The organism is Gelidibacter sediminis, from assembly GCF_004364975.1.
Taxonomy (GTDB): domain Bacteria; phylum Bacteroidota; class Bacteroidia; order Flavobacteriales; family Flavobacteriaceae; genus Gelidibacter; species Gelidibacter sediminis.
Window position 1 is genome coordinate 257,442 of the sequence record NZ_SOBW01000008.1, and the last position, 25,747, is coordinate 283,188.

Here is a 25,747-nt window from a genome sequence, read left to right on the forward strand (position 1 = left end):
AGTAATTAACAAGCTCTTATTCTATCCGTTGATAATTTTCGGAATAAATACGATTGCCTTGATCATCCACTTCAATTTGACTAAACCTGTCTTTTTCTAACTGAAGCTCATACTTAAATTCTTTTTTCTCTTCAATTATTTTACGCATCATTTCTGAGCCGTATTCCAATGTTTCTTTAAGCTCATTATCACTATGGTTATAATTACCATAACCAAACCATTCATTTGAATCTGCTGGCATATTTTTGCTCCACATCACCTTATTGTCGGTGTACATTTTAACTTGTCTAATCCCGTTATTGGTTCTAAATGAATCTGCAATTTTGTTGTCAACATAATTATAGTAGCCAACCATCTCCCAAGTGCCATTAAGTGTCATGGCTTTTTCTTCCATAGTTGGCTCAGCATTGGTAACGGATTTTTCATGGTCATTGCATGCAGTGAAAGTGACAAGTAATAGAATAAAATATAGAATTTTCATAACGCTAAGTTTTTGATTATTAAGGAAAAGTTATCCTAATTTACAAAAAAAGAAGCACTTATTCTCAATTTTTTTTCTTAACTCAGAAATGAAATTTTAACATACGCTTTCTATGTCCTATGTGCCATAATATTTAAAAGGTTTTTTGGAAACTACGACAAACTTTGGAAATTCAGCAACATTGTGTTTTTGGTTTATACAAAATATGTGTTAAAACCATTTAAAATATAAACCTGATAATATCACACCTACAATCAATACAAGTAATATTATAACTATAAATAATGTAGTGGATTTGGTTGTGGTATCCTTTTGTAAGATATAATCTTCGGTTTTTTCGTCTTCTTCTTTTATAAAACTCATAGGTATCTATTTAATGATTAATATATACTGTTTTTTTATTTACAAATTCTTGAATGCCTTCTTTGGAAAGTTCTCTCCCGTAGCCAGATGCCTTAGTGCCACCAAAAGGTAAACGTGGGTCAGATTTGACCAGCTCATTAATAAAATACGCGCCGTCATCTATAGTGGCAATATGCCGTTGTGCTAATTCTATAGATTGAGTAAACACCATAGTCCCCAATCCGAATCTGCTATTTGAAGCTATTTCAAAAGCATTATCGGCGTTTTTTGCCTTCATAATAGGGGCCACAGGACCAAATACTTCTTCCTTAAAAACGGGCATAGCTTCGGTAATCTCTGTAAGTATTGTAGGTTCAAAATATGCATTTTGCTGAGTGTTGCCAACCACAATTTTTGCTCCAAGTGCAACAGATTCGTCAACTTGTTTTTTAATAGTATCGGCAAACTTCTTCTGTGCCAAAGGTCCAAGCGTGGTTTCTGCATGAGTTGGATCTCCATAGTTTAATTGTGCAACTTTTTCTTTAAATCGGTCAAGAAATTCGTCATAAATAGCCTCGGTTACAATAAAACGTTTAGCGGCAATACAGCTTTGACCTGCATTTTGCATTCTGGCATTAACTATCGTATCCATGTACGTGTCCAAATCAGCATCATCAAGAATAATACAGGCATTATTCCCGCCCAATTCCAAAACAGTTTTTTTCAGATGTTTGCCTGCAGTGGCAGCAATACTCTTTCCTGCATTCTCGCTTCCTGTTAAAGTGACTGCTTTAATAAGTTCATTACCTATCAGTTTTTCTATAGCATCATGATCAGCTAAAATGGCTGTAAAACATCCTTTAGGATAGCCCGCCTTTTCAAAAAGCTTTTCAATGGCTATAGCACATCCTGTTACATTTGCGGCATGCTTTAGTATGGCTGTATTGCCCGCTGTTATTGTTGGCAATGCAAACCTCATGACTTGCCAGAAAGGGTAGTTCCACGGCATAATGGCCAAAATAACGCCTAAGGGGTCATAACTTATAAAACTTTCTGAAGCTTCAGTTTCAATAAGTTCATCTGCTAAAAAGTCATCAGCATTTACAGCATAAAAATCGCACAAGCTCTGACATTTTTCAATTTCGGAAATACTCTGAAGGATTGGTTTTCCCATTTCCTGCGAAATAAGTTCTGCCAACTCCTGCTTGTCGTCTTCCATTATTTGTGCCAGATGGGACAATAACCTACAGCGCTCCTTAATGCTTGTGTGGCGCCATTCCCGAAACTGTGCATGGGCCGAATTTAGAATGGAATCAATTGTGTTGGCATCATACAATTGATATGTTTTTATAGCGTGATTGGTATAGGGATTTACAGTTTTAATTGAATTTTTCATAATTCGTTTTTTAATGTTAAATTCATCGTAAAAGCGCGTAGTAATTAGGTTATCATAGGTAATTTTACTATACTATAATTTGAGACTTTACCGAAGTTATAGTAATTTATCAAGGCTAGCAAAAACCATAGTGTAATAGTTAAAATTTTATCTTTTTGAGATAACATAACCTTGTTTGACTATCTACTTTTGTTAAAGTTACATGAATCATTATTAACAATTTAAAATAATATAATATTATGGGAAATAACAGTAGTAATAATACGCTTATCGGTATTTTAGCTGGTACAGCAATTGGAGCAACATTAGGAATCTTATTCGCACCAGATAAAGGTGTAAATATTAGGCAGAAAATTTCAGATGAAGCGATTTCTGCAAAGGATAGATTAGCAGAAAGTGCCTTGGCTGCAAAAGACAATCTTGCCACAAGAGCATCACACCTAAGAGATAATATTGTTGACACCGTTAGTACAAAGAAATTGACTTTAGATGAACAGGTAGAATCTATTGTATCTGATGCAAGCCACAAAACTGAAGATGTCATTACAACCTTGGAAAAAAAATTGGCAGCGTTAAAAGATAAAAATAAGAAATTACAAAAATTCTAAATCGATCTTATGAATGTTTTTGAATCTATAAATAATACATCCAATAGAGCGTCTGATATTGGAGAACAATTTCTTGATAAAACGCAAGAATATTATAAATTAAAAATTTTCCAACAAGTTTCCTATACTATAACTATGCTAGGGAAGGCGTTAGCTATTGGTGGTGTATTATTTATAGGTTTAATTTTCATTGCATTCGCTTCGGCTATTGCTATTGGTGATTTGTTAGGACATGTGGCCTATGGGTATCTTATTGTGGGGGCTGTTTTTATTATCTCTGCATTTATTATTTACAAAGTCCGACATTTGATAGACAGCGCCGTGATTAAAAAGTTTCAATCCAAAATTTTTAAATAGTCTATGAAAACTTACCAATCTTTTGACGAAATTGAGTACGACTTGAACAAACTTAAATTGGAACGCCAAATTGCGTGGGAAGAATTGAAAGGTGTAAAGCATCAATTTCAAGAAGATATTCAGCCCCTTAACTGGGTGAGTAGCGGACTAAAGTTTGCCGGTAAATATGGCATTTTTGTCATATTGAAAAAGCTCTTTAGAAAGTAAGATTTCTAGTTCCATTTTGTTGGGTCGTCATCCATAACCCATATTTGTTTTTTAAATTCATTGGGCGTTATGTTATATTTTTCTTTAAATATTTTAGAAAAATAACTTCTACTTGTAAAACCAATGGTATAGACAATTTGAGAAATATTCAAATCTGTCGTGTTCATCAAATCTCTTGCTGCTTCCAGTCGGACATGTCTTATGTATTCTGTAACTGTTCTAGCGTATAAATATTTAAACCCTTCTTGTAGTTTGGCCTGGGATAGTCCAGAATCTTTTGAAATATACTCCAAACTATAATTTATTGAGGGTTCCTTCAATATTTTCTCGGCAATAGTCTTGACCATTTGCAATTCTTTCTGTAGTAATGTAATTGGAGAGGGTTGACCTTTTTCATACCAATCATGACGTGCAATATGCATAGCCAACAATTGATATACTTCACCTTCTATTTGCAAAATTCTGATGATGCCTTTAGAATTTACTGTGCGCAAAGATTTAACCTGTTCTTCCATTCTAATATGGAGAGGACTGTAGTAAGCATATGTTGCTGTACCTTTTTTATCCACAAATACCCGATAAAGCGTTCCATTTAATGCTGAAAGTTGGTTGTTGCGTTTTTTTATGTATTTTTTCCTTATAATCTGTATATTGTTAAATGTTACATGGGTATCTTTTTCTAATAGCGTGTAATGCTTAACATTTTCCTTAGCTACAAGAATAGAGGCGTGATATTGGTTGATGGTACGATAATCTTTTTGATGCTCAAAACGGTGTTTAAAATAACCATGCGAACAAAATGTGAAATGAAGTGGATTGATCTTTGTGTGTGAATCTATAAACAGAACATCCTCAAAACATATGGCGTCAAATTCAAATAAGCTAACGCCCCAATCAAAACTGATACATCTTATGGAACCTTTTGCAATTTTATTGTCAAAATTTAAGGTGTATTCTCCCCATCGTTCTGATATCTCCCCACCCAAATAATCTTTTATCTGAGTTAAGACAGCTGCAATACACTCAGCATTTGTGGTAATTTGTATCATGGTTTCAGAGTTTAAAAACCGATAATAATTGTATCATGAATATAACAAACTAAAAGCAGAAATTTATTTGTAAAATGGCATATATTCCTACCAAATATAATCATTCTTTGACCGATTGCACAGTGTTTATTGTGATGTGATGACAAAATAGTTTTAAAACATTTAAATACACTAATTTTAATACAGTTAATGATAGCTCTATATGAGAACCTCAATAAGATAAAACAATATTAATTTAGCTGTATACAAAAAGAGTTTCGTGCTCTTTACACTGGTTGGTTAGTTAGGAAGAATGACCTCAGCATTACTACAAACAGCTGAGGTTTTCTTTTGTCATATTGCCAAGGTTTTCTAATTCATTGTACCCATAGAATCTCTCAAAGTTTACCTGTCCATAGTGGAGTTTTTAGATGCAAATCTACCAATGTAGTCTTATAATTTATTTAAAAAATGTTAATTTATTGTTAGCAAAGTGATTGGGTCAATTTTCATAGGAATTGGAACAATTGAGCGTATAAATGATCTGTAGATTTATAAAAACAAAAAAAACATATATTATGAGTGAATACACAGATAAATTAGGAAACCGGCTAAATGATTTATTAGAAAAAAATTATGATGCTGAAAAAGGTTTTAAAAAAGCTGCAGAAAACGCCAAGCATGCAGGTTTAAAATCTTATTTCTCAAATAAAGCACAGGAACGCTACAATTTTGGTCATCAAATTAAATCAGAATTGCGCAATTTTGGACAAGAGCCAGAAAAAGGTGGAAGTGTCGCTGGTGCTGCCCACCGTACTTGGATGGAGGTCAAATCTTGGTTCTCAGCTGATGACGACGAATCAATGCTAGAAGAAGCTATCAGAGGAGAAAAAGCTTCTGTTGATGAATATCGTGAAGTTCTTGCAGAAACCACAATCCCGGGATCTACCAAACAATTGTTAGAATCTCAAAAAACAACTATTGAGCAAGGATTGAATAATATCAAAAGATTAGAAGATCTGAGATAATAGCACAGGGTTATATTGAAAAGGACACCAGAAAGAGGTGTCCTTTTTTTTTAAAAACTTGTATGCCTCTTTTCGGATTATTTAGTCAATGTTATTGCGTTAGGAATTGCATCATACAAGTCAAAACTTTTAAACATTTTTAAGTTACTTAACCACATATTTGTTATAATGTTTTACAAAATCTCCAACATCGCCCAGAAGGATGTTATTGAACGGAAATTTCAGGTAACATTTCAATTTCCTAATCTTTACGAACCTCAAAAACTCATTGAAGGTTTAAAGGAATCTACTGTTGCCGTAATTACCAATGCTCAACCTGATAAAATTTCATACGCTATATGGGGACTGCTTCCTGAAACTTTTGAAGATAACTGGAGTGTTTTTCAAGATGTGTTCAATACATTGAATGTGCGCATGGAAACCCTGCAAAGTAAAAATGAACTTTATAATAATACACTGAAATGCAGAAGATGTGTGGTCATATGTACCGGTTTTTATACCACTTATTTGTCTCAAGGTTCTGTAGAACGTTGTTTGGTACATTTGCCAAATTACCAACCTTTCCCCATTGCTGCTATTTATAATGAACTTAGTGATGGTTTTTTAACATGTTCTTTGATACTGATCAAAGCCAATACATCCTTTAAAAATATTCCAAATATTTCTGAACTTAAACCCTTTGTTTTAAATGATGATGAATTAAAATATTGGTTGGACAGTGACACATCAATAGATCAAATTATTGAAATGTGTGAAAACCACAGTTCTTTAGATTTTGTATTTGAATTGGAGCATAGTGTCGTTTAACAAGTTAAATAGTGCCCTAGGGCCTATAAACATGTTAAATGTTATGAGTTAAAGTCTCTTTTGATACGGTTAAGCCCTAAGTCCTAATTAGTTGTACCTTTATTTTAAATTAACTTTTAAAACAAAAAAACTATGTTACGTTGGACTATTATTTTTATTGTAATTGCTATAATCGCCGCAATTTTAGGATTTGGAGGCATTGCAGGAGCATCAGCTGGTATAGCTAAAATAATCTTTTTTATTTTTATAGTCCTGTTCATTTTATCTCTATTAAGAGGTGGATTAAAAAAATAAAGTATCTTTAATAACTAAAACCAAAATTTAAATTATGAAAAAACTAATGATGACTTTCGCAGTTCTGTTTTCTTTAGGAACTGCAATGACAACCTTTACAAGCTGTAGAGAAACAAATAAAACGGATGTTGAAAGAGCAGCGGATGACGTTGGAGATGCGGTAGAAGATGCTGTTGACGATGTTGGAGATGCTATTGATTAACATATGTAAATTTATACATTAACATTTCTAAAAAAAAAAAGGCTATCATTTTATGATAGCCTTTTTTTTTAGTGTATATCCTTACTGTCTGGCTCAATGTATTTCACGAAGTCGGAAGGAGAGGTCAGTTGCACAAACTTTTTGCCAATAATCGCAACAGGTGTTGTGAGAACTTCTGGTTGCTTGTCCAAAATTTTCAACCAATCTTCTGGTTCTAGATCGACCAAATCGCCATAATTTTTTATGAAATTAGGATGTTCCTTATTGATGAGATCGGAAATAGGAATGCCTAAGCCTGCTGCCAACTCCGTCCATTGTGTGCCGGTTACATTAGTTTTAGAAATGTCTATTGCCAGCAATTTTTTCTCTGAAGCTGAAACGTATGCTTGAATTTGCTTCCCAATTGAGTTTTCGGAATGAAAGAATAATTTAATTTCATTGTTATCTGTTGAAATCACGCCCATTTAATTTTATAATTATAATTAATAATTCGTAGTTAGTTATCTTTTTAGCAAACTTAAAATATGGTATTCTCAGTTATGTCTGACAGGATTTGAGAAGAATTAAATATATAAAAAAAAGCCGAGAAAAGCCATTGCCTGAGCCAATTGTTAAATAATAAGTTTTGATCATATTAGACCGTCTTTTGCTTCAAAATATCTATTTTTGTCAAGTTCAATATTTTAATTTTAATTATGTCAGATCAAATCGAAAAAGTAAAATGCCTTATCATAGGTTCGGGACCAGCAGGGTATACAGCTGCAATTTATGCCGCTAGAGCAAACATGTTTCCTGTGCTATATCAGGGAGCACAGCCAGGAGGACAATTAACAACAACTAATGATGTTGAAAATTTCCCTGGATATCCAGATGGAATAACCGGACCGGAAATGATGATAGAGCTCCAAAAACAAGCTGAACGTTTTGGAACCGATGTCAGAGACGGCTGGATTACCAAAGTCGATTTTTCTGGTGATGTACACAAAGTTTGGGTACAAGACACACAAGAAATTCATTGTGAAACTGTAATCATTTCTACAGGAGCTTCAGCTAAATATTTAGGATTGCCTTCAGAACAAAAATACCTCCAGCTTGGAGGCGGAGTTTCGGCATGTGCTGTATGTGATGGGTTCTTTTATAGAAATCAAGAGGTTGTAATTGTAGGTGCAGGCGATTCAGCTTGTGAAGAGGCACATTATTTGTCTAAACTTTGTAAAAAAGTTACCATGTTGGTAAGACGTGATGAATTTAGAGCATCACAAATTATGCAAGCCAGAGTTAAAAACACAAAGAACATTGAAATACGCTATAATACTGACACTGAAGAAGTGCTTGGAGACGGCCAAGTAGTTACTGGGGTTAGAGTGCGAAACAATGTAAGTGGTGAGGTGAGTGAAATTCCAGCTACAGGCTTTTTTGTGGCCATTGGTCATAAACCAAATACAGATATCTTTAAAGACTTTTTAGAATTGGACGAGACGGGATACATAATTAATGTTCCTGGTACTGCAAAAACAAATGTAGACGGTGTATTCGTTTCAGGAGATGCTGCTGATCATGTTTATAGACAGGCTATTACAGCTGCTGGTACCGGATGTATGGCGGCGTTAGATGCGGAACGTTATTTAGCAGCAATAGATTCTAATTTTGAGGTGAACACAGCAACTAATTATTAGTTCTGGGAGCAAGTTCTATAATAAAAAAAAGCCTAGACTTTAGTAGTAGACTAATGGATAGGCTTTTTTATTTTTTTAAATCCAGTTAAAAATAAACGTGTCGTTTAATTTTAATGTAGCTCAGTAAATTCTAACAAAATTAGGGCAACATCCCCAATAAACGATAAGCTAATTAAAATAATTCTTTTAAATATTTCATATTGGATTTTGCCGTATCTATAACATCAGCAGTTTGACCGTTTAGCATTAATTTACCCATCGTTGTGGCAAACCCTTTTACCTGATCGAATTCTACTTTAGGTGGCATTGCCAAAGCATCCGGATCTGTAAATATATTTACCAATGCAGGACCATCGTGCGCTAAAGCTTGTTGTATAGTGGTCCTTACATTTTCGCAAGCATCCACGTTCCAGGCTTTAATGTCCATTGCTTCTGCTACCTTGGCAAAATCTGGATTTTTCATTTCAGTTTGCCATTCTGGATATCCAGCAACTTGCATTTCCAATTTGACCATTCCTAATGAACGGTTGTTGAAAATAATGATTTTTACGGGAATATTATATTGACTTATAGTCATCAAATCGCCTAAGAGCATACTTATGCCACCGTCCCCACACAAAGCAATTATTTGACGGTCAGGTTTGGAAAGCCCTGCACCGATTGCCATTGGCATGGCATTTGCCATTGACCCATGGTTAAACGACCCGGTAAGGTATCGGTTGTGTTTGCCTTTGATATAGCGGGCAGCCCATACTGCCGACATCCCAGTATCTACAGTAAAAATTGCGTCTTCAGAAGCAATGTCATCAATAACTGAAGCTACAAATTCAGGGTGTATAAACTTATCCTTAGATTTTTCTTCCACATAAGATGCATATGTATCTTCCTGCTCATCGTGCAATTTTCGCATAGTCTTTAAAAATGCATCATCAGATTTTGGTTCTAATAAAGGCATTAAAACTTCTATAGTGTCTTTTATGCTTCCTGCATATCCATAATCTACTTTGGCCCGACGCCCTATACGCTCTGGTTTACGATCTATTTGAATAATTGTATTTTTTTCTGGAAGAAATGCAGTATATGGAAAGTCAGTACCCAATAAAATTACTAAATCAGCTTCGTGCATGGCCTTAAATCCTGATTTGCTACCTAATAAGCCGTTAAGGCCAATGGCGTAAGGATTACTAATTTTATCGAAAAATATTTTTCCTCTAAAACTATAACCCATAGGCGCATTAAGTTTTTTGGAAAGCTGCATCGCTTCTTCTTGAGCATCCTTACAGCCATAACCACAAAATAACATAACTTTATCGTGGGAATTAATCACCTGCGCTAAAGTATTCAAATCTTCATTTCTAGGAATGAGCTTAGATTTTGTAAAATAATTAATATGCGATGTGGTAATCTCCTCTGCATTTGCCTCTGAAACATCACCTGGCAAACCTACAACGGCAACACCTTTTTTCTCTATAGCATGTTGTATTGCGGTTTGAAATGCTTGTGCAGCTTGTTGGGGAGTGCTTGCCATAACGCAGTATTTACTACAGTCATCAAATAATTTCACGACATTGGTTTCTTGGAAATTATCCAAGCCCATTTTGTCGGTATTTATTGTGGTGGCAATTGCAATTACAGGGTTTCCTGATTTATTGGCGTCATACAATCCATTGATTAAGTGTACATGGCCAGGGCCACTACTGCCCATACAACAACCAATGCCGTCAAGTTCAGCATCCATCGAAGCAGCATACGCGCCAGCCTCCTCATGCCGCACGTGTATCCATTCCAACCTTCCGTCTAGTCTTACGGCATCATTTATAGGGTTCAAACTGTCGCCTGTAACGGCATATAAACGTTTAACACCCGCATTCACTAAATTCTCTACTAGTAAGTCTGCAATAGTTTTGGCCATATCTTTATTTTCTTTTAAAGATACTAGTGCGAGAATTGTTTTTTGTTAAATGAGCGTTAATTATTTGTGAATTAAAGGATTACAGGTCTTGTTGGTAGTTTGAATAGAGCACTTGATCGGTGTCGAAGTGAAAGTATGAATCAGTAAGGCACTACGATGTTTGCCAATGTTTAAAACTATTGCTCTCTAAAATAAAATTAAGATAGACCTATTCTTTCATTTGTAGTTTAACAGTCCCAACAAATTTAGGAAGTGTAATTTTAGGAGCATTGTATAAATAAACCTCACTGTTTCCCGTAGCTTCAATAGTAACAGTATCGTTAACACGTATTGTGGCAGCGCTATTCATGTCTGCAATAATAGTACAAGTAGTTGTTAAAAACTCTTTTCCATTAAATGTAGACGAATTATCCAGATGAAGTTCTGTAGTTGTGAGCGTGCCTTCAACATTTGCTGTAGCACGCTGGTATAGATCAAATTTTGCTGTTTTGGCGTTTAATAATGCCTCCATCTTAACATTATCATTTAATGTAATCACAGCATTATTGGCATTCACATTCAACTTTACCTTTGCCTTATCTAAAGCGGTATAGTTAAAATCATTGGTTTTGATGTTTAAATATGCTCGTGAAGATCCGGATGTTACCAACGTCGTATTTTTTAGTTCTAAGGATGTTAAAGACCTAATTTCCCCATCTTCCTTTACTTCAATAGATTCCAGGCCTTCAGCGTAATTGACTTTAATATTCATACGTCGGCTAGAGGTAATCCGTTTAGTGGTTTTGAAAGTTAGAGTACCGTTTATGACTTCAAACAAAATGTATTCATGCAGATTGCTATCTGCTTCAATTTCAACGGAAGGTCTGCTGTTATAAATAATTTCTACAGAAAAATCTTCGCCCACAATGATTTTTTTGAACGGGTCGATATAGGTTTGTTTAATGGTTACATTTCTATCACCCTTAATTTTCTCGTCTTCTTGAGCAGCGCTAAAGGCAGTAAAACTTAGTACCATTATAAGTGTAAAAATGAATTTATTCATTCTAACTATTTAAAAGGTTATGTAAACAAATATAAACAAAAACCATCCCAAACTTTTATCAAGCTTTGAAATGGTTTTAAAATTTGGTATTTGGCAAGGCTTATATGACCTGTTTGTTCTACTTTGTTTGAGCGGAAACACCTTTGGTTTTATTAATTTTATTTGGAGTGCCAAAGTAGGAAATATGGCCGCCACTAGAGGTTTTGGCAACTAACTTGTCTGACGCTTCAACCCGTATATTAGCACCAGACGCTGCTTGTGCGTTAGCATTAGAGCAATGGAGATTTTTGGCATCTATAGAGCTTCCACTTGCAGCCTTTGCGATAAATTTTGTGGTTGTACCCTGAAGTTGCAGGTCGCTTCCGCTTGATGTCGAACAATCAAGTTCCATAAGCTCCAAATCTAAATGCATGGAGCTCCCACTGGCTGCTTGAAGTATTAATGCGTTTTGTCTTATTTTATTGGTGCTGAACACATCGCTACCACTTGCAGATTTTATTTTTTCCAAATTTTTAAAGTTGATAAAAATTTTCTTAACCGCGCTGCTACTAATGTTTTTGCTAGGATAAATCTTTAAAATGTTATTTGTTACCTCAGTAATAATTACATCATGCAAATTTTCATCGGCCTCAACCAAAATACTTTCAATGCTAGATTGTGTGAGGTAAATTTCTAGGCCACTACTAACTTCTATCTGATTAAAACTTTGTTCAAGAGCGCGTGTTGTGGTCGTAATGTTACCATTACCCTTAACACCTGTATTAATGTTGCAGGAAAATAAACTGACACTTAAGATTGACGTTATAATTATTTTGATTAATGTACTCATGATGGTTGGCTTTTGATTGATGATTGATGAAAATTGTAATCTGTTATTCGTTATCTGTAGTAATATTAATACCGTTACTGTCAATATTGACTTTTACGCGATTACTCGAAGATTTTATGCCGTCCTGATTAATTTCTAAGGTGTCCGTATCATTTTTAATACTAATGCCATTTTCGTTAATTCGTATGCCGGGAGTGTCATTGTCAATATTTAAATCAAATTCTTCCGGACAATCTAAACATTTCATCTCCTCGTTAACCATTTGTAGGTAATGTCCCTTCAATTTACTGTCAGAAGATGTTGAATGGGAATAGCGATTTCTATGGAATGAATGCGTATTTTGATCGGCAAATAGAACGGTGCCTTCTGGTAGATACAAAGTGATTTCAACTTCTTGATCTCTAAATTTGTTCTTGAATGCAGTAGTCAAATAGCCGTCAAGTTCAAGTCTATTGCCAACGATTTTGTAGTTATAATTTATTTTCTCCGCTCTAATTTTGGCATTTTGATAAGTGTTTCCTCTAGAGTTTTTATCAATTCGGATGGAGGCCACTGTATCTTTAGTTGGTTTCAAAATGAGCTCAACATCGGTCAGATACAACAGCTTTCTATCATTCTCATCATATATTGGACGCCATTGACTACTGTTTCGGCCAAATTGCTTACTAAATGTATTATTATGCACCATACTTACGTAAAGCGTGTCTTTTGCTGTGATGTTCATGGTTTCAGTACGTTGCACTATGGCATCTTCAGCATACTCACTTGCTTGTTTAACGCCAATCACAATCAATCCGATGAGCGCCATTAGCCATAATCCGAATAATGAGAATTTTGCGATGGACCCTATAGATTTTAAGTTGTTGACCAAAATTTTTAAACCAAGATAGAACAGGAAAAAAAATGGAATGCCAATAGCAAACAACAGCATCAGCGACATAAGCCATATAGGCACATTAGCGGCATTTGTAGCTTCCAAAAAATCAATTCCAGGTATTTCAATAACATCTGCAACACCTACAGAGAAGAAGGCTATGATCAAGCCAATTAATGTGCTCGCGCCAATTAAAATAAGCATGATCCCAATAAATTTTGCAAATATTTTAAATATAAACATGATGAGATCACCGAGGGTGTCAAAAAAAGTTTTTGAACTCGATTTTATCTTACTGCTGTGTTTGGGCAAATCAATACTTTTTACCGCCTCAGAGACATTGTCAAAACCGTCTTTAATTTTTTTTTCGATGTTACTGATGTTTACCGGCTCTCCTGTCATAGTCAGTTTCTCGGCGGTGGTGCGCGCCTCAGGTACTAGAATCCAAAACAATATATAAATAAAAATAAAAGTGCCTCCTGTGCCTAAGGCTAGCAAAATCCATAGCAGACGCATCCAAATAGCATCTACCCCTAAATAATGCCCCAAACCTGAAGAAACGCCACCTATATAGGAATTGTCAGTATCTCTAAAAAGTTTTTTTGAAGTGGTACTTTGACGATGGGATTGATAGGCTTTTTGTGGTTCATCCTCAAAGATTTCATCATCAACAAGATAATCTTCTGGTTGCCCCATGATGGAAATCACTTCGTCAACCTCCTGAATCCTGATGACCTGTTTGTCATTTTTGACGCGTTCATTAAAAAGTTCGGCGATACGCGCTTCAATGTCGGCAACAATTTCTGAGCGACCTTGTGAGTCCGTAAATGAACGTTTGATGGCCTCCAAATAGCGTTGCAGTTTTAAATAGGCATCTTCATCAATATGAAAAAATATACCCGCTAAATTTATGTTGACTGTCTTATTCATCTTTTGATTTTTTTGTATTGGTTACTAGGTTAACGGCGTTTTGTAATTCACTCCAAGTCGTATTCAATTCGTTTAAAAATAATTTTCCGGTCTCTGTTAAACCGTAATATTTACGAGGTGGTCCAGAGGTTGATTCTTCCCATCTATAATTTAGAAGCCCAGCATTCTTTAGCCTAGTCAGGAGCGGATAGATGGTGCCTTCCACTACAAGCATTTTTGCATCTTTAAGTGTTTCCAGAATTTCAGCCACATAGGCGTCTTCGTCCTTTAAAACGGAGAGTATGCAGTATTCTAAGACACCTTTACGCATTTGTGCTTTTGTATTTTCAATTTTCATAGGTCTCTTCTGTTTTTTTATTCTGATGCTCCATAATCCATGGCTGCGCAACAAGATGTGATTGATTAATGAGGGTTGACAAAGTTTGTGTCATGTTCATTGTTGATTTAAGATTAAACTGTTCGTTTTTTGATTGTGCCCTAATAAGGCAATTGATGATTTGATTGATGACCACGTGTGTCGTGGGTGATGATATTTTATTTTAAAAAATTTATGGTTAATGGATATTTATAAAACTCGCCATCTCTAGCTTTTAAACTCGCTACAACTATAAATACCAACTCCAGGATGAAAACAATTATAGCCAATAGACCAAGGCTAATTGCGGTGATGAGCAAAGGACTAAGATTTATGATATCTAGAGGTACAGAATCATACGCGTAAAAGTCTAAAATATTGACAGATCCCAAAACACTAAATAAAAAAATGGGAATCGCGATTGCTGTTAGCGTTACGGCATAAAGTAAAATGCTAATTTGAAAATTAATGGCCTGCTTGCCATGTGCATCTACAAATTCCGATTTTTCCTTATTGGTCATCCATAAGACGATAGGACCAATAAAATTTCCAAACGGAATAATGAACCCCGTAAAGGTAGATAAGTGGATAAAAGTGGCGATGTTCTTTTGGTGGTTGCTAATCATTTTTAAAAGTATATAATAGTGTCTTATGCAAATATATGTCTAAAGAAAGGTATTGTGCAAAGCATAGTAGTATAATTTAACATTAATTTAACAAATTGGTATTTGGGATAAAAATGATAATTTAGCCATAATAAAAACCTGATAATGACTATATCTCCAAGAAAACTGAATGCCGTTTTAAGCTTTAAACTCCCCTCTGCCTATTTGTGTGGCGTGAGAACCACCTACATTGATGATGTAAAATGTGAGGTAAGTGTAAAGCATAGATGGATTAATCAAAACCCATTTAATTCCATGTTTTGGGCTGTACAAGGTATGGCGGCGGAATTAACAACAGGAGCCTTAGTAATGTCTAAAATTAAAGCCAGTGGCCAACCAATTTCTATGTTGGTAGCCCAAAATAATTGTTCATTTACGAAGAAAGCAACCGGACGCATTCGTTTTATATGTACAGATGGCGCCAAAATTGATGATGCCATTGCGGCAGCCATCACAACAGGAGAAGGTCAGACCATATGGATGAATTCAGTTGGAACTAATGAAGCTGGCGCTGAAGTCTCTAACTTTAATTTTGAATGGACATTAAAGTTGAAAAGTAAAAAAGTCTGATGCATTAGGTGTTCATGGAGTTCTTCATATGTAACAATTCTGATGAATTTTCTACCTATATGCTATATAAAATTTCTAATATTTAAATAATAACCTCATGAAAGCACACGAAATTGATTACAGAATTTATGGCGAAGAAATGCAGTATGTAGAAATTGAACTAGATCCGCAGGAAGGTGTCATTGCTGAAGCGGGAAGTTTTATGATGATGGATGATGGCATTAAAATGGAAACTATTTTTGGCGATGGATCTGAACAAAACAAAGGATTTTTAGGTTCTATTTTAGGTGCAGGAAAACGAATACTTACGGGTGAAAGTCTGTTTATGACAGCTTTCTATAACGTGTTGTCTGGTAAACGTAATGTATCTTTTGCTTCTCCATACCCTGGAAAAATTATCCCAATTGATCTCACAGAATTTAGAGGTAAATTTATCTGTCAGAAGGATGCATTTCTATGTGCAGCCAAAGGGGTGAGTGTTGGTATTGAATTTTCAAAAAAAATTGGTCGTGGTTTCTTTGGAGGAGAGGGTTTTATAATGCAAAAGTTGGAAGGAGACGGAATGGCGTTTGTGCATGCTGGTGGTACAATGGCTAAAAAAGTGTTAGGTGCAGGGGAAACTTTACGTGTGGATACCGGGTGTTTGGTAGGCTTTACTCAAGATGTAGACTATGACGTGGAATTTATTGGAGGCATCAAAAATAAACTATTTGGCGGAGAAGGCTTATTTTATGCAAAGCTTCAAGGCCCTGGTACCGTTTTTATTCAGTCATTACCATTTAGTCGATTGGCAGCACGTGTTTGGGCCAGTGCACCACAGGCTGGCGGGAAAGATAGAGGCGAAGGGAGTGTGCTTGGTGGCTTAGGAAATTTATTGGATGGCGATAATCGTTTTTAACAAAAAAAGTATATAATTTGTTAAAGTCAGAAGACGCGTTCGCAAATGTCAATTATTTTTATTAAATTTAGGCAACATAAAATAAGTGTGCCTATTATTCAAATCTACTTATAAATTATAACCTAAACTAAATAATAATGGCAAGAGCAATGTTTGAGTACACTAAAACTGTACTAAGCAAAGTCAGTTTTGACGCTGCGTTGTTCTGTAGAGAAGTGCAAAAAGCAATTCATCGTTTATTACCCTATGAACTTGAAGAGCTAAAGGTTTTTATTAAATCTTTAATACTACAGAACCCAGATTTAAACCAATGTTTAATTTATCTAAAAAAAGAATAATAAAAAAGCGACCAATAGGTCGCTTTTTTATTTTGCTAATGGACTGATTATTTTTACATTTTGAAAGGCTATCGCACCTCTAATAATACCAGATATCACGGTATGTAGCGCATCAATAATTTGCATTTTTAATTCACTTTTATGGTAAATAATACTCACCTCTCGGGCTGGAGATGGTGCATTAAAGTGATGCAAATTGCCCACTAGTTTATCACTTAATTCCAGAGTGTGTAGGTATGGGAGTAAGGTCATGCCTAAACCTTCATTACTAAGTTTGATTAGTGTTTCTATACTGCCACTTTCCAATTGAAAACTCTCATTCGTTTGATCTTTAAATGCTTTGCATAAATTGATGACACCATCCCTAAAACAGTGGCCGTCCTCTAACAAAAGCATGTCATCTATCTCGAGGTCAGAAACATCTATGGTTTTCTTTTTATATAACCGATGGTGTTCAGGAATGTAACCTACAAATGGCTCGTAATATAGAACTCGTTCCTTAATGTTTTCACTTTCTAAAGGTGTGGCGGCAATGGCAGCATCTAAGTGACCGTCTTTTATACGTTCAATGATATCTTCAGTGGTCAACTCTTCTATTTTAAGCTTCACTTTAGGATATTTCTTAATAAAAGCTTTTAAAAACATAGGCAATAAAGTAGGCATGACGGTAGGAATAATACCGATTCTAAATTCGCCCCCAATAAATCCTTTTTGCTGATCGACGATATCTTGAATGCGCTCAGATTCATTGACGATATTTCGGGCTTGGTGAACTATTTTACGACCAACTTCTGTTAATTCAATAGGTTTTTTGCTTCGGTCAAAAATGAGTACACTCAGTTCTTCTTCCAGCTTTTGTATTTGCGTACTTAATGTAGGTTGTGTCACAAAACACTTTTCTGCCGCTTTGGTGAAATTCTTATGTTCAGCAATCGCTAAAACATAAGTTAATTGCGTTATTGTCATGGATATTCATTTAAACTATAAAAATATAAAAACTATCTATAAAAACTATAGTGAAGTCAGTTAATTAAAGCTTAAATTTGAATTAACCCTTAAAATATAAACAGATGACATTAAATACAATTGGTTTGGATGCCAAAAAAGCCAAAGATTTAGCAAATGACTTAAACGAATTACTGGCTGATTTTCAGGTGTATTACCAAAATCTCAGAGGAATTCATTGGAATATTAAAGGAAAGCGTTTTTTTGATTTGCACATTAAATTTGAAGAGCTTTATACCGATGCCAACATAAAGGTGGATGAAATAGCGGAGCGCATCTTAACTCTAGGTGAAACACCGTTACATACGTTTGAAGATTATAATAAAGTAGCAAAGGTTAAGGTTGGTAAGAACGTTTCTCAAGATGAGAAAGCTGTGGAATTAATTGTGGATTCCTTATCTGAATTGCTTAAAATTGAACGTATGATTTTGGATAAAGCAGCCGAAACAGGAGATGAAGGAACAAATTCTATGATGAGCGATTTTATTACGGAACAAGAGAAAACAGTTTGGATGATGAAAGCTTGGTTGGGAGAAACGGTTTAAATAGAATTTCACATTAAAAAATAGAAAAAGAGGACTAGTTGTCCTCTTTTTATTTGCACTTAATCACAGATTGCCTTATCCCTATTTTTGATGACATTTTCCTAAATTTCAGCTAAAGCAAACCTCTCGATTTAATTTCTAGATATTTATTAATAGTATCGATAGTTAAGTTTTCTGGCGTAGTCAGTATCGAATAAATGCCATACTTTTTTAATTCTTGCACGATGAGCCGCTTTTCAAAAGCGAATTTTTCAGCAATCACTTTATCATAAACCTGTTGAATGGTAGTGGCCTTATGGTCAACAATCGCAGTCAGTTCTGTGTTTTTAAAAAAGATAACTACCATCAGATGATTCTTGGCAATTGCTTTTAAATAGGGCAACTGACGATTAAGACCATCTAAGGTTTCAAAATTGGTGTAGAGTAGGATGAGGCTGCGTTGAGTGATGTGCCGCTTCATGTTGGCGTACAATCGGCTGAAATCACTTTCAAAATAATCTGTTTTGACATTATAAAGTGATTCTAAAATCAATCGCATTTGCGAACTACGGCGTTGGGCCACGACTATGTTTTCTACAGTTTTGGAAAACGAAAGCATGCCCGCCTTGTCGTGTTTTTTCAAAGCCACATTACTGATTACCAAAGTCGCATTGATGGCATAATCCAACAGACTCAAGCCTTCAAAAGGCATTTTCATCATTCGCCCTTTATCAATAATGGAATAAATGGGTTGCGACTTTTCGTCCTGAAATTGATTCACCATTAAACTATTCTTCTTAGCCGTCGCCTTCCAATTAATGGTGCGTAAATCATCACCCAATACATAGTCCTTAATTTGCTCGAACTCCATGGTATGGCCAATTCTACGGATTTTCTTGACGCCATAATCCTGTAAATTATGATTGATGTTTAGCAATTCAAATTTTCGCAACTGCTTAAAACTAGGGTAGGTGGGCACCATGGCTTCCCCATCAAATTGAAAACGTTTTGCTACCAGCCCGATTTTTGACGACGCGTAAATATTCAGGTGACCAAAATGGTATTCGCCGCGTTGCGTAGGCTTTAGTTGATAAGTTAACGACTTTTCCTTTTTTGGTGGAATGCTCAGTTTTATGTTAAAGTCACGCATCTGGAATTGTACAGGTACTTCATCAATAACGGTTGCGTCAATTGCAAATGGGTAATGGTTGTTTATTGTCATGTCCACTTGGTTGGCATCGCCGTTTGAGAACTTATCTGGTAACACGCGTTTCCCGCTAATCTTGCTTTTTCCTGAGAATACCATTACCACATCTACTATAAATAAAATCAACATCACTAAAATTAAAAGTTGCGCCACTCCAAACAGTACAGGCACAAAATAGCTGAATATGAATAGTGCTATAATGCACAATCCACTATAAAAAAACCTAGGCTGTATGTAGAAGGATTTAAAGACGTTCAAGGTGATGATGGTTATTGGCTATAAATTCAGAAACTAAGGAGGTGATTATCTAGGAATTTCGACGTTTTCAATAATCTGTTTAATAACGTCGGTACTGGTAATGCCTTCCATTTCGCGCTCAGGCGTCACGATAACACGATGGTGTAACACCGGAATCGCCGCCCGTTTAATGTCTTCAGGTGTTACAAAATCACGACCTTCCATCGCTGCAAAGGCTTTACTGGCTTTTAAAATAGCAATCGATGCTCTTGGTGAAGCGCCTAAATATAAAAATGGGTTGTTCCGGGTAGCGACAATCAAATCGGCTATATATTTTAATAGATGTTTTTCTACCAACACTTCGGTCACCAGGGATTGATAAGACACGATTTGCGCAGTTGTCAAAAACGGTGTAATAGCATCTGTTTTAATGCGGTTTTGGAGTTGTTGCTCACGCACTAAAATCTCTACTTCGTCTTCATGATTAGGGTAATCCACCACGATTTTAAATAGAAAACGATCCAATTGCGCTTCAGGCAATCGGTATGTACCTTCTTGCTCAATAGGATTTTGGGTGGCCAATACCATAAAAGGCGACTCTAATTTATAAAAGTGCCCATCAATGGTGATTTGCTGTTCTTCCATCACCTCAAAGAGTGCAGCTTGTGTTTTTGCAGGAGCTCGGTTTATTTCGTCAATCAAAATCATTTGACTGAAAATAGGTCCTTTTTTGAATTCAAATTCGGTTGTTTTTAGGTTGAACACCGAGGTTCCTAAAATATCGCTCGGCATTAAATCTGGCGTAAATTGAATTCTGCTAAACCCGACACTTAAAGATTTGGCCATTAATTTTGCGGTAATGGTTTTAGCAACACCCGGAACGCCTTCAATTAAGGAATGGCCTTTGGCGAGTAAGGATGCTAAAAGCATGTCAACCATGTCCGTTTGCCCAACAATCACTTTGCCTATTTCCTGCTTAATGTTTTGAACGTTCTGTTGCAATTCCGAAAGATCCAAACGGTTGGTAAAGGTTAAATCTTGGGTGTTTTCTTCTTGAGTTATATTTGAACTTGACGTATGTGGCGTTTGTCCTTCTAAATTTTGTTCGTGTGCTTCCATATAATTATGAATAAAATTCTTCAATATGTTTATTGAGCTTTAAGAGGTTTTCCTCAAAAAACTCATTTTTAGTCCGTAACCAGTTGATGAAAGTAATGGTTTTTTGAACGGATTCTTTTTTCTTTCCTGATTTTTGAGAGAGTTTCGTAATAAACTCATCATTTAATGTGGTGGTGTCCAAATTATAATCCGATCGTATTTTCTCTAAAAAATAGGTGATTTTCTTTTCAATTAGATTCTTATGATCTTCAGTTTCATAATACAAATTGGAAATTGTCTTTACAAAGCCAACGGTAGTATTCTCTAACGGTTTCACAATAGGGATGATGCGTTGTCGCCTTTTCGCATTAAAAACCATAAAAAGCAACGTCAAGATAATCGTTAAATACCATGCCCATTTAAACGATGGCTGTTCTAAAAACCAACTCAATTGCGATTTTTTCTCTGCATCGCCATATTGAGAATTAAGGTATTTGGTATACGAATCGAAATAAATGGTAGCATTTGGTAGATAAGAGAGGGCGCCCTCTGTGTAACGGTACCGGTTATCTTTTAAAATATTATAATTTGTGAAAATTTTTGGCTCTAAATGTAAATAGATGTTGCCCTCTTCAAATGGAACATTTAAAAAATTGATGGAGTTAGGATCGTCATTAGTGTATCCTAAAACCGTGAAGTTTTCAATATCTATTTTAGAAAAATAAGCAGTGCTATCACTTTTGTCAATGTTGGAATTTTTAGCTTTTAAAGTGGCATCTGTAAAGCTTAATTTACTGATACTGTCCTTATTTTTAATAACATCTACCATCAGCTGTAACGTGTCCAAAAGCTTTTTAGGAAAGGTGTAATCAGACATGAATAAGGTGTTGCCCTGACCTGCAAATATCAGTAGTTCCTCAATGTCAGCGTCGTCTAGATAATCTGAGTTGCCAATCAATAGATAATTACCTTCAGCAATATGATCGCCATAACCATCCTCTGAATTCGCATAAAAATAATTATAGGGCGTATAATAAATGGTTTTTACTTTTTGCTCCTTAAAGAGTTTGGGCAATTCCTTGTAAAGCACACTGACACCATAAGGTTTGTTGCTTTTTTCATTAAAGCTCTCTGTCCAATCTACGGTACGGTTGCTATTATAATCAATAGTGATGGCAATGCTGATGATTGCAATGACGATAACTACTATGGTGATGACATTTTTATTCACGAGTTCACCTTTTTTATAAGTTGAACAAAACTCTCTTTTGCCAATTGGTATTGCTCAGCATTTAGCGCAAACTCACCGTACCAGGTGTAATTATAAATATAGGAGGTGTAGGCAAAATCTTTGCTGAATTTTTGGGAAGCAATGGCCTGCATATAATCTGCATTGGTTTTGTCTTCCTCGAAGGTAATGAAGTTTTTTAGTGTCAAATGTTTCAGCACTAATAGATAATAATATCTGATGGCTAAACGGTAATCATTTGTGTTTTCAGCATTCTTGATGAGTGTTTTAATGTCGACATGCGCTATGTTTTCAGCAGAAATGTCCGTGAATGAGTTGATCTGCGTGTTTTTTCGTGATGAAAACAGCTTGCTACTCCCATCATTTAAAAGTGTGTAGGCTAAATAGCCGACAGCAAGAAACAGAATGACTACAAACACCCAATTTAAACCATTCAAGTTGAATGAAAATCCGTCAGCGCTTTCTTCTGGAATGTAAGGCTGGTCCTCAGAATATTCGGCGTTATGTTGTTGGTGAGCAGAAGTTGAACGCGCTTTTGGAGCGCCTTTATAATTGTATTTCCTACCGGAATACGACTCTTTAAAGCCATCGTTAAACTGACGTTCAGTTGGTGGTTGTTGCAAAGTGGTTTCTGCCCATAACGATGTGTTCGCATTGTGCAAAAAGGTGCAGACCAGAAAAATAAGCGTCAGGTTGAGTTTCATTTAATTGAAGGGCGTGAGTTCAGCTTTCAATCTCTTCTGTACCCTAAAAGGGTAAACAAGATAATAATAGCTAATAATTCCTAAAGTGACTAAGATAATCCCCACGGATATCATTTTGGGCATCTCTTGTGAATATCTGGTGATAAATCCTTCTAAAAATCCTGCGAAAAAAGTAAATGGGAAGGTGCTGATGACGATCTTTATCCCTGTTTTGGCACCTTCTTTAAATGATGTGAATCTAGAATAGGTTCCCGGAAATAGAATGCTTGCGCCCAGAATCAGTCCTGCTGCCGCTTCAATTACAATGGCGAATATTTCCATTGATCCGTGTATCCAAATGCCTCTAACGCTTTCCCAAAACACATTCTTTTCATAAAAAAAATATTGAAAAGAACCCAGCATGATGCAGTTTTTGAACAGGATATACACGGTGCCGAGTCCGCCAAAAACACCCATAACAAAGGCAATAATGCCTACACGCAAATTATTTACCGTAATGCCAATAAAACTTCCCCAGTTACTTCCGCTTTTATAGACCGCTACAGGATTTCCCGCTTCGATGTTCTCTAAAGTCATATTGACGTATTCATCGCCTAAAATAGACCTTACAAACTCCCCATCATTAGCAGCAGAAATAACGCCAATTGCGGTAAATACGGTAAAGATGGTAAAGGCGATATACACAAATTTCCGATATTGGAACATGATTAAAGGCACTTCGGTTTTCCAGAAAGTGACAATTCTGTTGCTGTCCTCGCGTTTGGTTTTATAAATTTTTTGAAAAGCCTTGGCGGCTAATTGATTTAAGTAGGTAATTATTTTACTTTTGGGGTAGTAGGTTTGCGCGTAAGATAAATCGTTGATCAATTGAATGTATTGAGAGGCGAGTTCGTCAGGATTTTTAAAATCATTATTGAAAATAGCGGTTTCAAAGCTTAGCCATTTTTCCTTATTTTGCTTGATAAACGCTACTTCTCTCATACAGTTGTTAAATTAAAATATAAAATGACAGAGTTACAAATTAACACCACTCAAAATGTAAAAATAAATTTTACGGCAGCCGGAGCTGGTGAGCGTTTGTTAGCATTCATTATTGACAGCATTATTAAAATCGGCTATCTGACCATTTTAAACATGACTGTTGGTGCGTTTCAGGATATGGATCAATGGTCTCAAATTGGAATAAATACGGTGTTAGGGCTTCCTGTGGTGTTTTATACGCTGGCATTGGAATCTTTAATGGAAGGACAAACCATTGGGAAGCGAATCATGAATATAAAAGTGGTAAAAATAGATGGCTATCAAGCTTCCCTAGCAGATTATGTGGTGCGATGGTTTTTTAGGATTGTCGATATATACATTCTGGGTTTAGGTTTTTTTGTGATCATATTCAGTAAAAGATCACAGCGATTGGGCGATATGGCCGCAGGTACTTCGGTGATTTTACTAAAAGACAAAGTTAATATCAACCATACCATTTTAGAAGAATTGCACGACAATTACAAACCGACCTATCCAACGGTCATCAAACTTTCAGATAATGACGCGCGGATTATAAAGGAAACATTTACCATGGCAAAATCTACCAACGATTACCAAACCTTAATTAAGTTGCGAAATAAGATTACGGAAGTGATAGGGGTAAAGGCTATTAATGGCAACGACATTCAGTTTATCGACACCATTTTAAAGGATTATAATTATTACACTCAAGGGATGTAAGCAGAGAGCCAAGTTTTGTTTTTACAAAACTTGTGCGAATCGCTTATCCTGCCTTTTTTGCGGGATCTTAAGATTATAATCTGAATTATTTTATTAGATGGTCACAAAAACTTGTGCGAATCGCTTATCCCGCCTTTTCGCGGGATCTCAAGAATGTAACCTATATTTTGTTAAGAAGGTCTAACTTGTGCGAATCGCTTACCCCGCCCTTTTGCGGAATCTAAACAATACAATCGTAATTTCATTAGAAAGTCGTAATTGAGCCAACAGCTTATCCTCCAACAATCAGCATCTTAAAAAAAACAAATATTGTATCAAGCGCAATTCACCAAACCCATTAATCCAGTTTGTCCTGAGTGCAGTCGAAGGACCAAGCGGGGATTTTAGGACAATTATCAATATAAATTCTGTCATTTCAAATCAATCTAATTCACCCTCAATTGGCAACAAAAACACATTTCTCTCATTAAAGTTTAAATTCACTCTAAGCCTTCCTATCTTTGGACGCTGAACTTTTTACAATAAATCTATGTTTCTACTTACCATTGATGTTCTTGGAACCATTGCTTTCGCAATTTCTGGCGTATCTATAGCGATGGATAAAAGAATGGACGCCTTTGGTGTTTTGATTATTGCTTTTGTAACCTCGGTAGGAGGGGGTACTATGCGAGATGTCTTAATTGGTATCACGCCAGTAACGTGGATGACGAACATGACCTATGTTTATGTGATTTTTGGTGCGACTATATTTACAGTCCTCTTTCGTCAAAAAATCAATTATTTACGTACATCTTTATTCTTATTTGATACTATCGGGATAGCGCTCTACACTGTGGTAGGCATACAAAAAGGGTTGGCCATTGGTCTACACCCCATAATTTGCATTTCCTTAGGGACCATGACCGCATGTTTTGGAGGTGTACTAAGAGATATGTTGTGTAATGAAATTCCTATCATATTTAGAAAGGAAATTTATGCAACCGCATGTATTTTAGGAGGTATAACTTATTTTGTATTAAGTCAATTTCCTATTGAAGAGAATGTAATCTTTTTGGTGGCCGGCTCAGTTGTTATGACCGTGCGACTGATAGCTGTAAAGTTCAAAATTAGTTTACCAAGCTTATATTAAGCATAAAAAAATGCCACGCTTTAAATCGTGGCA

30 protein-coding genes are annotated in these 25,747 nt (G+C 35.7%); 14 read left to right on the top strand and 16 right to left on the bottom strand.

Annotation, left to right across the window (positions count from 1 at the left end):
* Positions 1–16: 16 nt before the first annotated feature.
* Both BXY82_RS07750 and BXY82_RS07755 read right to left on the bottom strand, forming a co-directional pair.
* A complete protein-coding gene (locus BXY82_RS07750) occupies positions 17–481 on the bottom strand; it encodes a hypothetical protein (protein ID WP_133757634.1) in 465 nt (154 codons plus the stop codon).
* A 373-nt stretch (positions 482–854) separates the two neighbouring features.
* The gene (locus BXY82_RS07755; RefSeq protein WP_133757635.1) at positions 855–2,219 is read right to left on the bottom strand and encodes an NAD-dependent succinate-semialdehyde dehydrogenase; all 1,365 of its coding nucleotides are present in this window, start codon (positions 2,217–2,219) and stop codon (positions 855–857) included.
* Positions 2,220–2,458: 239 nt separating this feature from the next.
* Here BXY82_RS07755 and BXY82_RS07760 point away from each other — a divergent pair, with 239 nt between their 5' ends.
* Genes BXY82_RS07760 through BXY82_RS07770 form a run of 3 tightly spaced genes read left to right on the top strand, consistent with a single transcriptional unit; the run spans position 2,459 to position 3,391 of the window.
* Positions 2,459–2,827 (top strand): YtxH domain-containing protein, encoded by a 369-nt coding sequence (locus BXY82_RS07760; RefSeq protein ID WP_133757636.1) that lies wholly within the window; start codon positions 2,459–2,461, stop codon positions 2,825–2,827.
* Positions 2,828–2,836: 9 nt separating this feature from the next.
* Positions 2,837–3,184 (top strand): hypothetical protein, encoded by a 348-nt coding sequence (locus BXY82_RS07765; RefSeq protein WP_133757637.1) that lies wholly within the window; start codon positions 2,837–2,839, stop codon positions 3,182–3,184.
* A gap of 3 nt (positions 3,185–3,187) precedes the next feature.
* The gene (locus tag BXY82_RS07770; RefSeq protein ID WP_133757638.1) at positions 3,188–3,391 is read left to right on the top strand and encodes a DUF6327 family protein; all 204 of its coding nucleotides are present in this window, start codon (positions 3,188–3,190) and stop codon (positions 3,389–3,391) included.
* A 5-nt stretch (positions 3,392–3,396) separates the two neighbouring features.
* On the opposite strand, the gene BXY82_RS07775 is transcribed toward BXY82_RS07770, so the two are convergent.
* Entirely contained in the window at positions 3,397–4,440 is a 1,044-nt protein-coding gene (locus BXY82_RS07775; protein ID WP_133757639.1) for a helix-turn-helix domain-containing protein, read from the bottom strand.
* A gap of 557 nt (positions 4,441–4,997) precedes the next feature.
* Here BXY82_RS07775 and BXY82_RS07780 point away from each other — a divergent pair.
* The 4 genes from BXY82_RS07780 (at position 4,998) to BXY82_RS15430 (ending at position 6,750) form a co-directional block, all read left to right on the top strand.
* On the top strand, positions 4,998–5,447 hold the full coding sequence (locus BXY82_RS07780) for a ferritin-like domain-containing protein (RefSeq protein ID WP_133757640.1): 450 nt from the start codon (positions 4,998–5,000) through the stop codon (positions 5,445–5,447).
* 168 nt (positions 5,448–5,615) lie between these two features.
* Positions 5,616–6,254, top strand: coding sequence for an SOS response-associated peptidase family protein (locus tag BXY82_RS07785; protein ID WP_133757641.1), 639 nt, complete (start codon positions 5,616–5,618; stop codon positions 6,252–6,254).
* 132 nt (positions 6,255–6,386) lie between these two features.
* Positions 6,387–6,548, top strand: coding sequence for a DUF1328 family protein (locus BXY82_RS07790; RefSeq protein ID WP_133757642.1), 162 nt, complete (start codon positions 6,387–6,389; stop codon positions 6,546–6,548).
* A 34-nt stretch (positions 6,549–6,582) separates the two neighbouring features.
* Positions 6,583–6,750, top strand: a complete 168-nt coding sequence (locus BXY82_RS15430; RefSeq protein ID WP_166643272.1) for a hypothetical protein — start codon at positions 6,583–6,585, stop codon at positions 6,748–6,750.
* A gap of 68 nt (positions 6,751–6,818) precedes the next feature.
* Here BXY82_RS15430 and BXY82_RS07795 read toward each other — a convergent pair whose 3' ends face one another.
* Positions 6,819–7,214: an arsenate reductase family protein gene (locus BXY82_RS07795; protein ID WP_133757643.1), complete on the bottom strand. Its 396-nt coding sequence runs from the start codon at positions 7,212–7,214 to the stop codon at positions 6,819–6,821.
* Between the two features lie 231 nt (positions 7,215–7,445).
* On the opposite strand from BXY82_RS07795, the gene trxB reads away from it, so the two are divergent.
* Positions 7,446–8,426, top strand: coding sequence for a thioredoxin-disulfide reductase (gene trxB, locus BXY82_RS07800; RefSeq protein ID WP_133757644.1), 981 nt, complete (start codon positions 7,446–7,448; stop codon positions 8,424–8,426).
* 172 nt (positions 8,427–8,598) lie between these two features.
* Here the strand turns inward: trxB and BXY82_RS07805 are convergent, their stop codons facing one another.
* The 6 genes from BXY82_RS07805 to BXY82_RS07830 form a co-directional block, all read right to left on the bottom strand.
* Positions 8,599–10,338 carry a thiamine pyrophosphate-dependent enzyme gene (locus BXY82_RS07805; RefSeq protein ID WP_133757645.1) on the bottom strand — a complete coding sequence of 580 codons (1,740 nt, stop codon included), beginning with the start codon at positions 10,336–10,338 and terminating at the stop codon, positions 8,599–8,601.
* Positions 10,339–10,546: 208 nt separating this feature from the next.
* Complete coding sequence (locus tag BXY82_RS07810; RefSeq protein ID WP_243835743.1) at positions 10,547–11,380, bottom strand: GIN domain-containing protein; 834 nt, start codon at positions 11,378–11,380, stop codon at positions 10,547–10,549.
* A 118-nt stretch (positions 11,381–11,498) separates the two neighbouring features.
* Positions 11,499–12,209, bottom strand: coding sequence for a head GIN domain-containing protein (locus BXY82_RS07815; protein WP_133757646.1), 711 nt, complete (start codon positions 12,207–12,209; stop codon positions 11,499–11,501).
* A 43-nt stretch (positions 12,210–12,252) separates the two neighbouring features.
* Positions 12,253–14,013: a PspC domain-containing protein gene (locus tag BXY82_RS07820; RefSeq protein ID WP_133757647.1), complete on the bottom strand. Its 1,761-nt coding sequence runs from the start codon at positions 14,011–14,013 to the stop codon at positions 12,253–12,255.
* Positions 14,006–14,350: a PadR family transcriptional regulator gene (locus BXY82_RS07825; protein WP_133757648.1), complete on the bottom strand. Its 345-nt coding sequence runs from the start codon at positions 14,348–14,350 to the stop codon at positions 14,006–14,008. Before BXY82_RS07825 ends, BXY82_RS07820 begins: the two co-directional genes overlap by 8 nt.
* 197 nt (positions 14,351–14,547) lie before the next feature.
* Positions 14,548–14,994 carry a DUF4870 domain-containing protein gene (locus BXY82_RS07830; RefSeq protein ID WP_133757649.1) on the bottom strand — a complete coding sequence of 149 codons (447 nt, stop codon included), beginning with the start codon at positions 14,992–14,994 and terminating at the stop codon, positions 14,548–14,550.
* A 144-nt stretch (positions 14,995–15,138) separates the two neighbouring features.
* Here BXY82_RS07830 and BXY82_RS07835 point away from each other — a divergent pair, with 144 nt between their 5' ends.
* The 3 genes from BXY82_RS07835 (at position 15,139) to BXY82_RS07845 (ending at position 16,839) form a co-directional block, all read left to right on the top strand.
* Positions 15,139–15,603, top strand: a complete 465-nt coding sequence (locus tag BXY82_RS07835) for a DUF4442 domain-containing protein (RefSeq protein WP_133757650.1) — start codon at positions 15,139–15,141, stop codon at positions 15,601–15,603.
* 97 nt (positions 15,604–15,700) lie between these two features.
* On the top strand, positions 15,701–16,501 hold the full coding sequence (locus BXY82_RS07840) for a TIGR00266 family protein (protein WP_133757651.1): 801 nt from the start codon (positions 15,701–15,703) through the stop codon (positions 16,499–16,501).
* Between the two features lie 137 nt (positions 16,502–16,638).
* Complete coding sequence (locus tag BXY82_RS07845; protein ID WP_133757652.1) at positions 16,639–16,839, top strand: hypothetical protein; 201 nt, start codon at positions 16,639–16,641, stop codon at positions 16,837–16,839.
* A 27-nt stretch (positions 16,840–16,866) separates the two neighbouring features.
* Here BXY82_RS07845 and BXY82_RS07850 read toward each other — a convergent pair whose 3' ends face one another.
* Positions 16,867–17,805, bottom strand: a complete 939-nt coding sequence (locus BXY82_RS07850) for a LysR substrate-binding domain-containing protein (protein WP_133757653.1) — start codon at positions 17,803–17,805, stop codon at positions 16,867–16,869.
* A gap of 104 nt (positions 17,806–17,909) precedes the next feature.
* On the opposite strand from BXY82_RS07850, the gene BXY82_RS07855 reads away from it, so the two are divergent.
* Entirely contained in the window at positions 17,910–18,389 is a 480-nt protein-coding gene (locus BXY82_RS07855) for a Dps family protein (protein ID WP_133757654.1), read from the top strand.
* Positions 18,390–18,501: 112 nt separating this feature from the next.
* On the opposite strand, the gene BXY82_RS07860 is transcribed toward BXY82_RS07855, so the two are convergent.
* The 5 genes from BXY82_RS07860 to BXY82_RS07880 are packed head-to-tail and all read right to left on the bottom strand — an operon-like array spanning position 18,502 to position 23,844.
* A complete protein-coding gene (locus BXY82_RS07860) occupies positions 18,502–19,833 on the bottom strand; it encodes a DUF58 domain-containing protein (RefSeq protein WP_166643273.1) in 1,332 nt (443 codons plus the stop codon).
* A 45-nt stretch (positions 19,834–19,878) separates the two neighbouring features.
* Positions 19,879–20,931: an AAA family ATPase gene (locus tag BXY82_RS07865; protein ID WP_133757655.1), complete on the bottom strand. Its 1,053-nt coding sequence runs from the start codon at positions 20,929–20,931 to the stop codon at positions 19,879–19,881.
* A gap of 4 nt (positions 20,932–20,935) precedes the next feature.
* Positions 20,936–22,141 carry a DUF4350 domain-containing protein gene (locus BXY82_RS07870; protein WP_166643274.1) on the bottom strand — a complete coding sequence of 402 codons (1,206 nt, stop codon included), beginning with the start codon at positions 22,139–22,141 and terminating at the stop codon, positions 20,936–20,938.
* Positions 22,138–22,863, bottom strand: a complete 726-nt coding sequence (locus BXY82_RS07875) for a hypothetical protein (RefSeq protein ID WP_133757657.1) — start codon at positions 22,861–22,863, stop codon at positions 22,138–22,140. The genes BXY82_RS07870 and BXY82_RS07875 overlap by 4 nt, the downstream gene beginning before the upstream one ends.
* Positions 22,864–23,844, bottom strand: coding sequence for a stage II sporulation protein M (locus tag BXY82_RS07880; protein WP_133757658.1), 981 nt, complete (start codon positions 23,842–23,844; stop codon positions 22,864–22,866). It abuts the gene before it with no gap.
* 24 nt (positions 23,845–23,868) lie between these two features.
* Between BXY82_RS07880 and BXY82_RS07885 the strand changes: the two genes are divergently transcribed.
* Positions 23,869–24,585, top strand: a complete 717-nt coding sequence (locus BXY82_RS07885; protein ID WP_133757659.1) for an RDD family protein — start codon at positions 23,869–23,871, stop codon at positions 24,583–24,585.
* Between the two features lie 529 nt (positions 24,586–25,114).
* The gene (locus BXY82_RS07890) at positions 25,115–25,714 is read left to right on the top strand and encodes a trimeric intracellular cation channel family protein (protein ID WP_133757660.1); all 600 of its coding nucleotides are present in this window, start codon (positions 25,115–25,117) and stop codon (positions 25,712–25,714) included.
* The last annotated feature ends 33 nt before the right edge of the window (positions 25,715–25,747 follow it).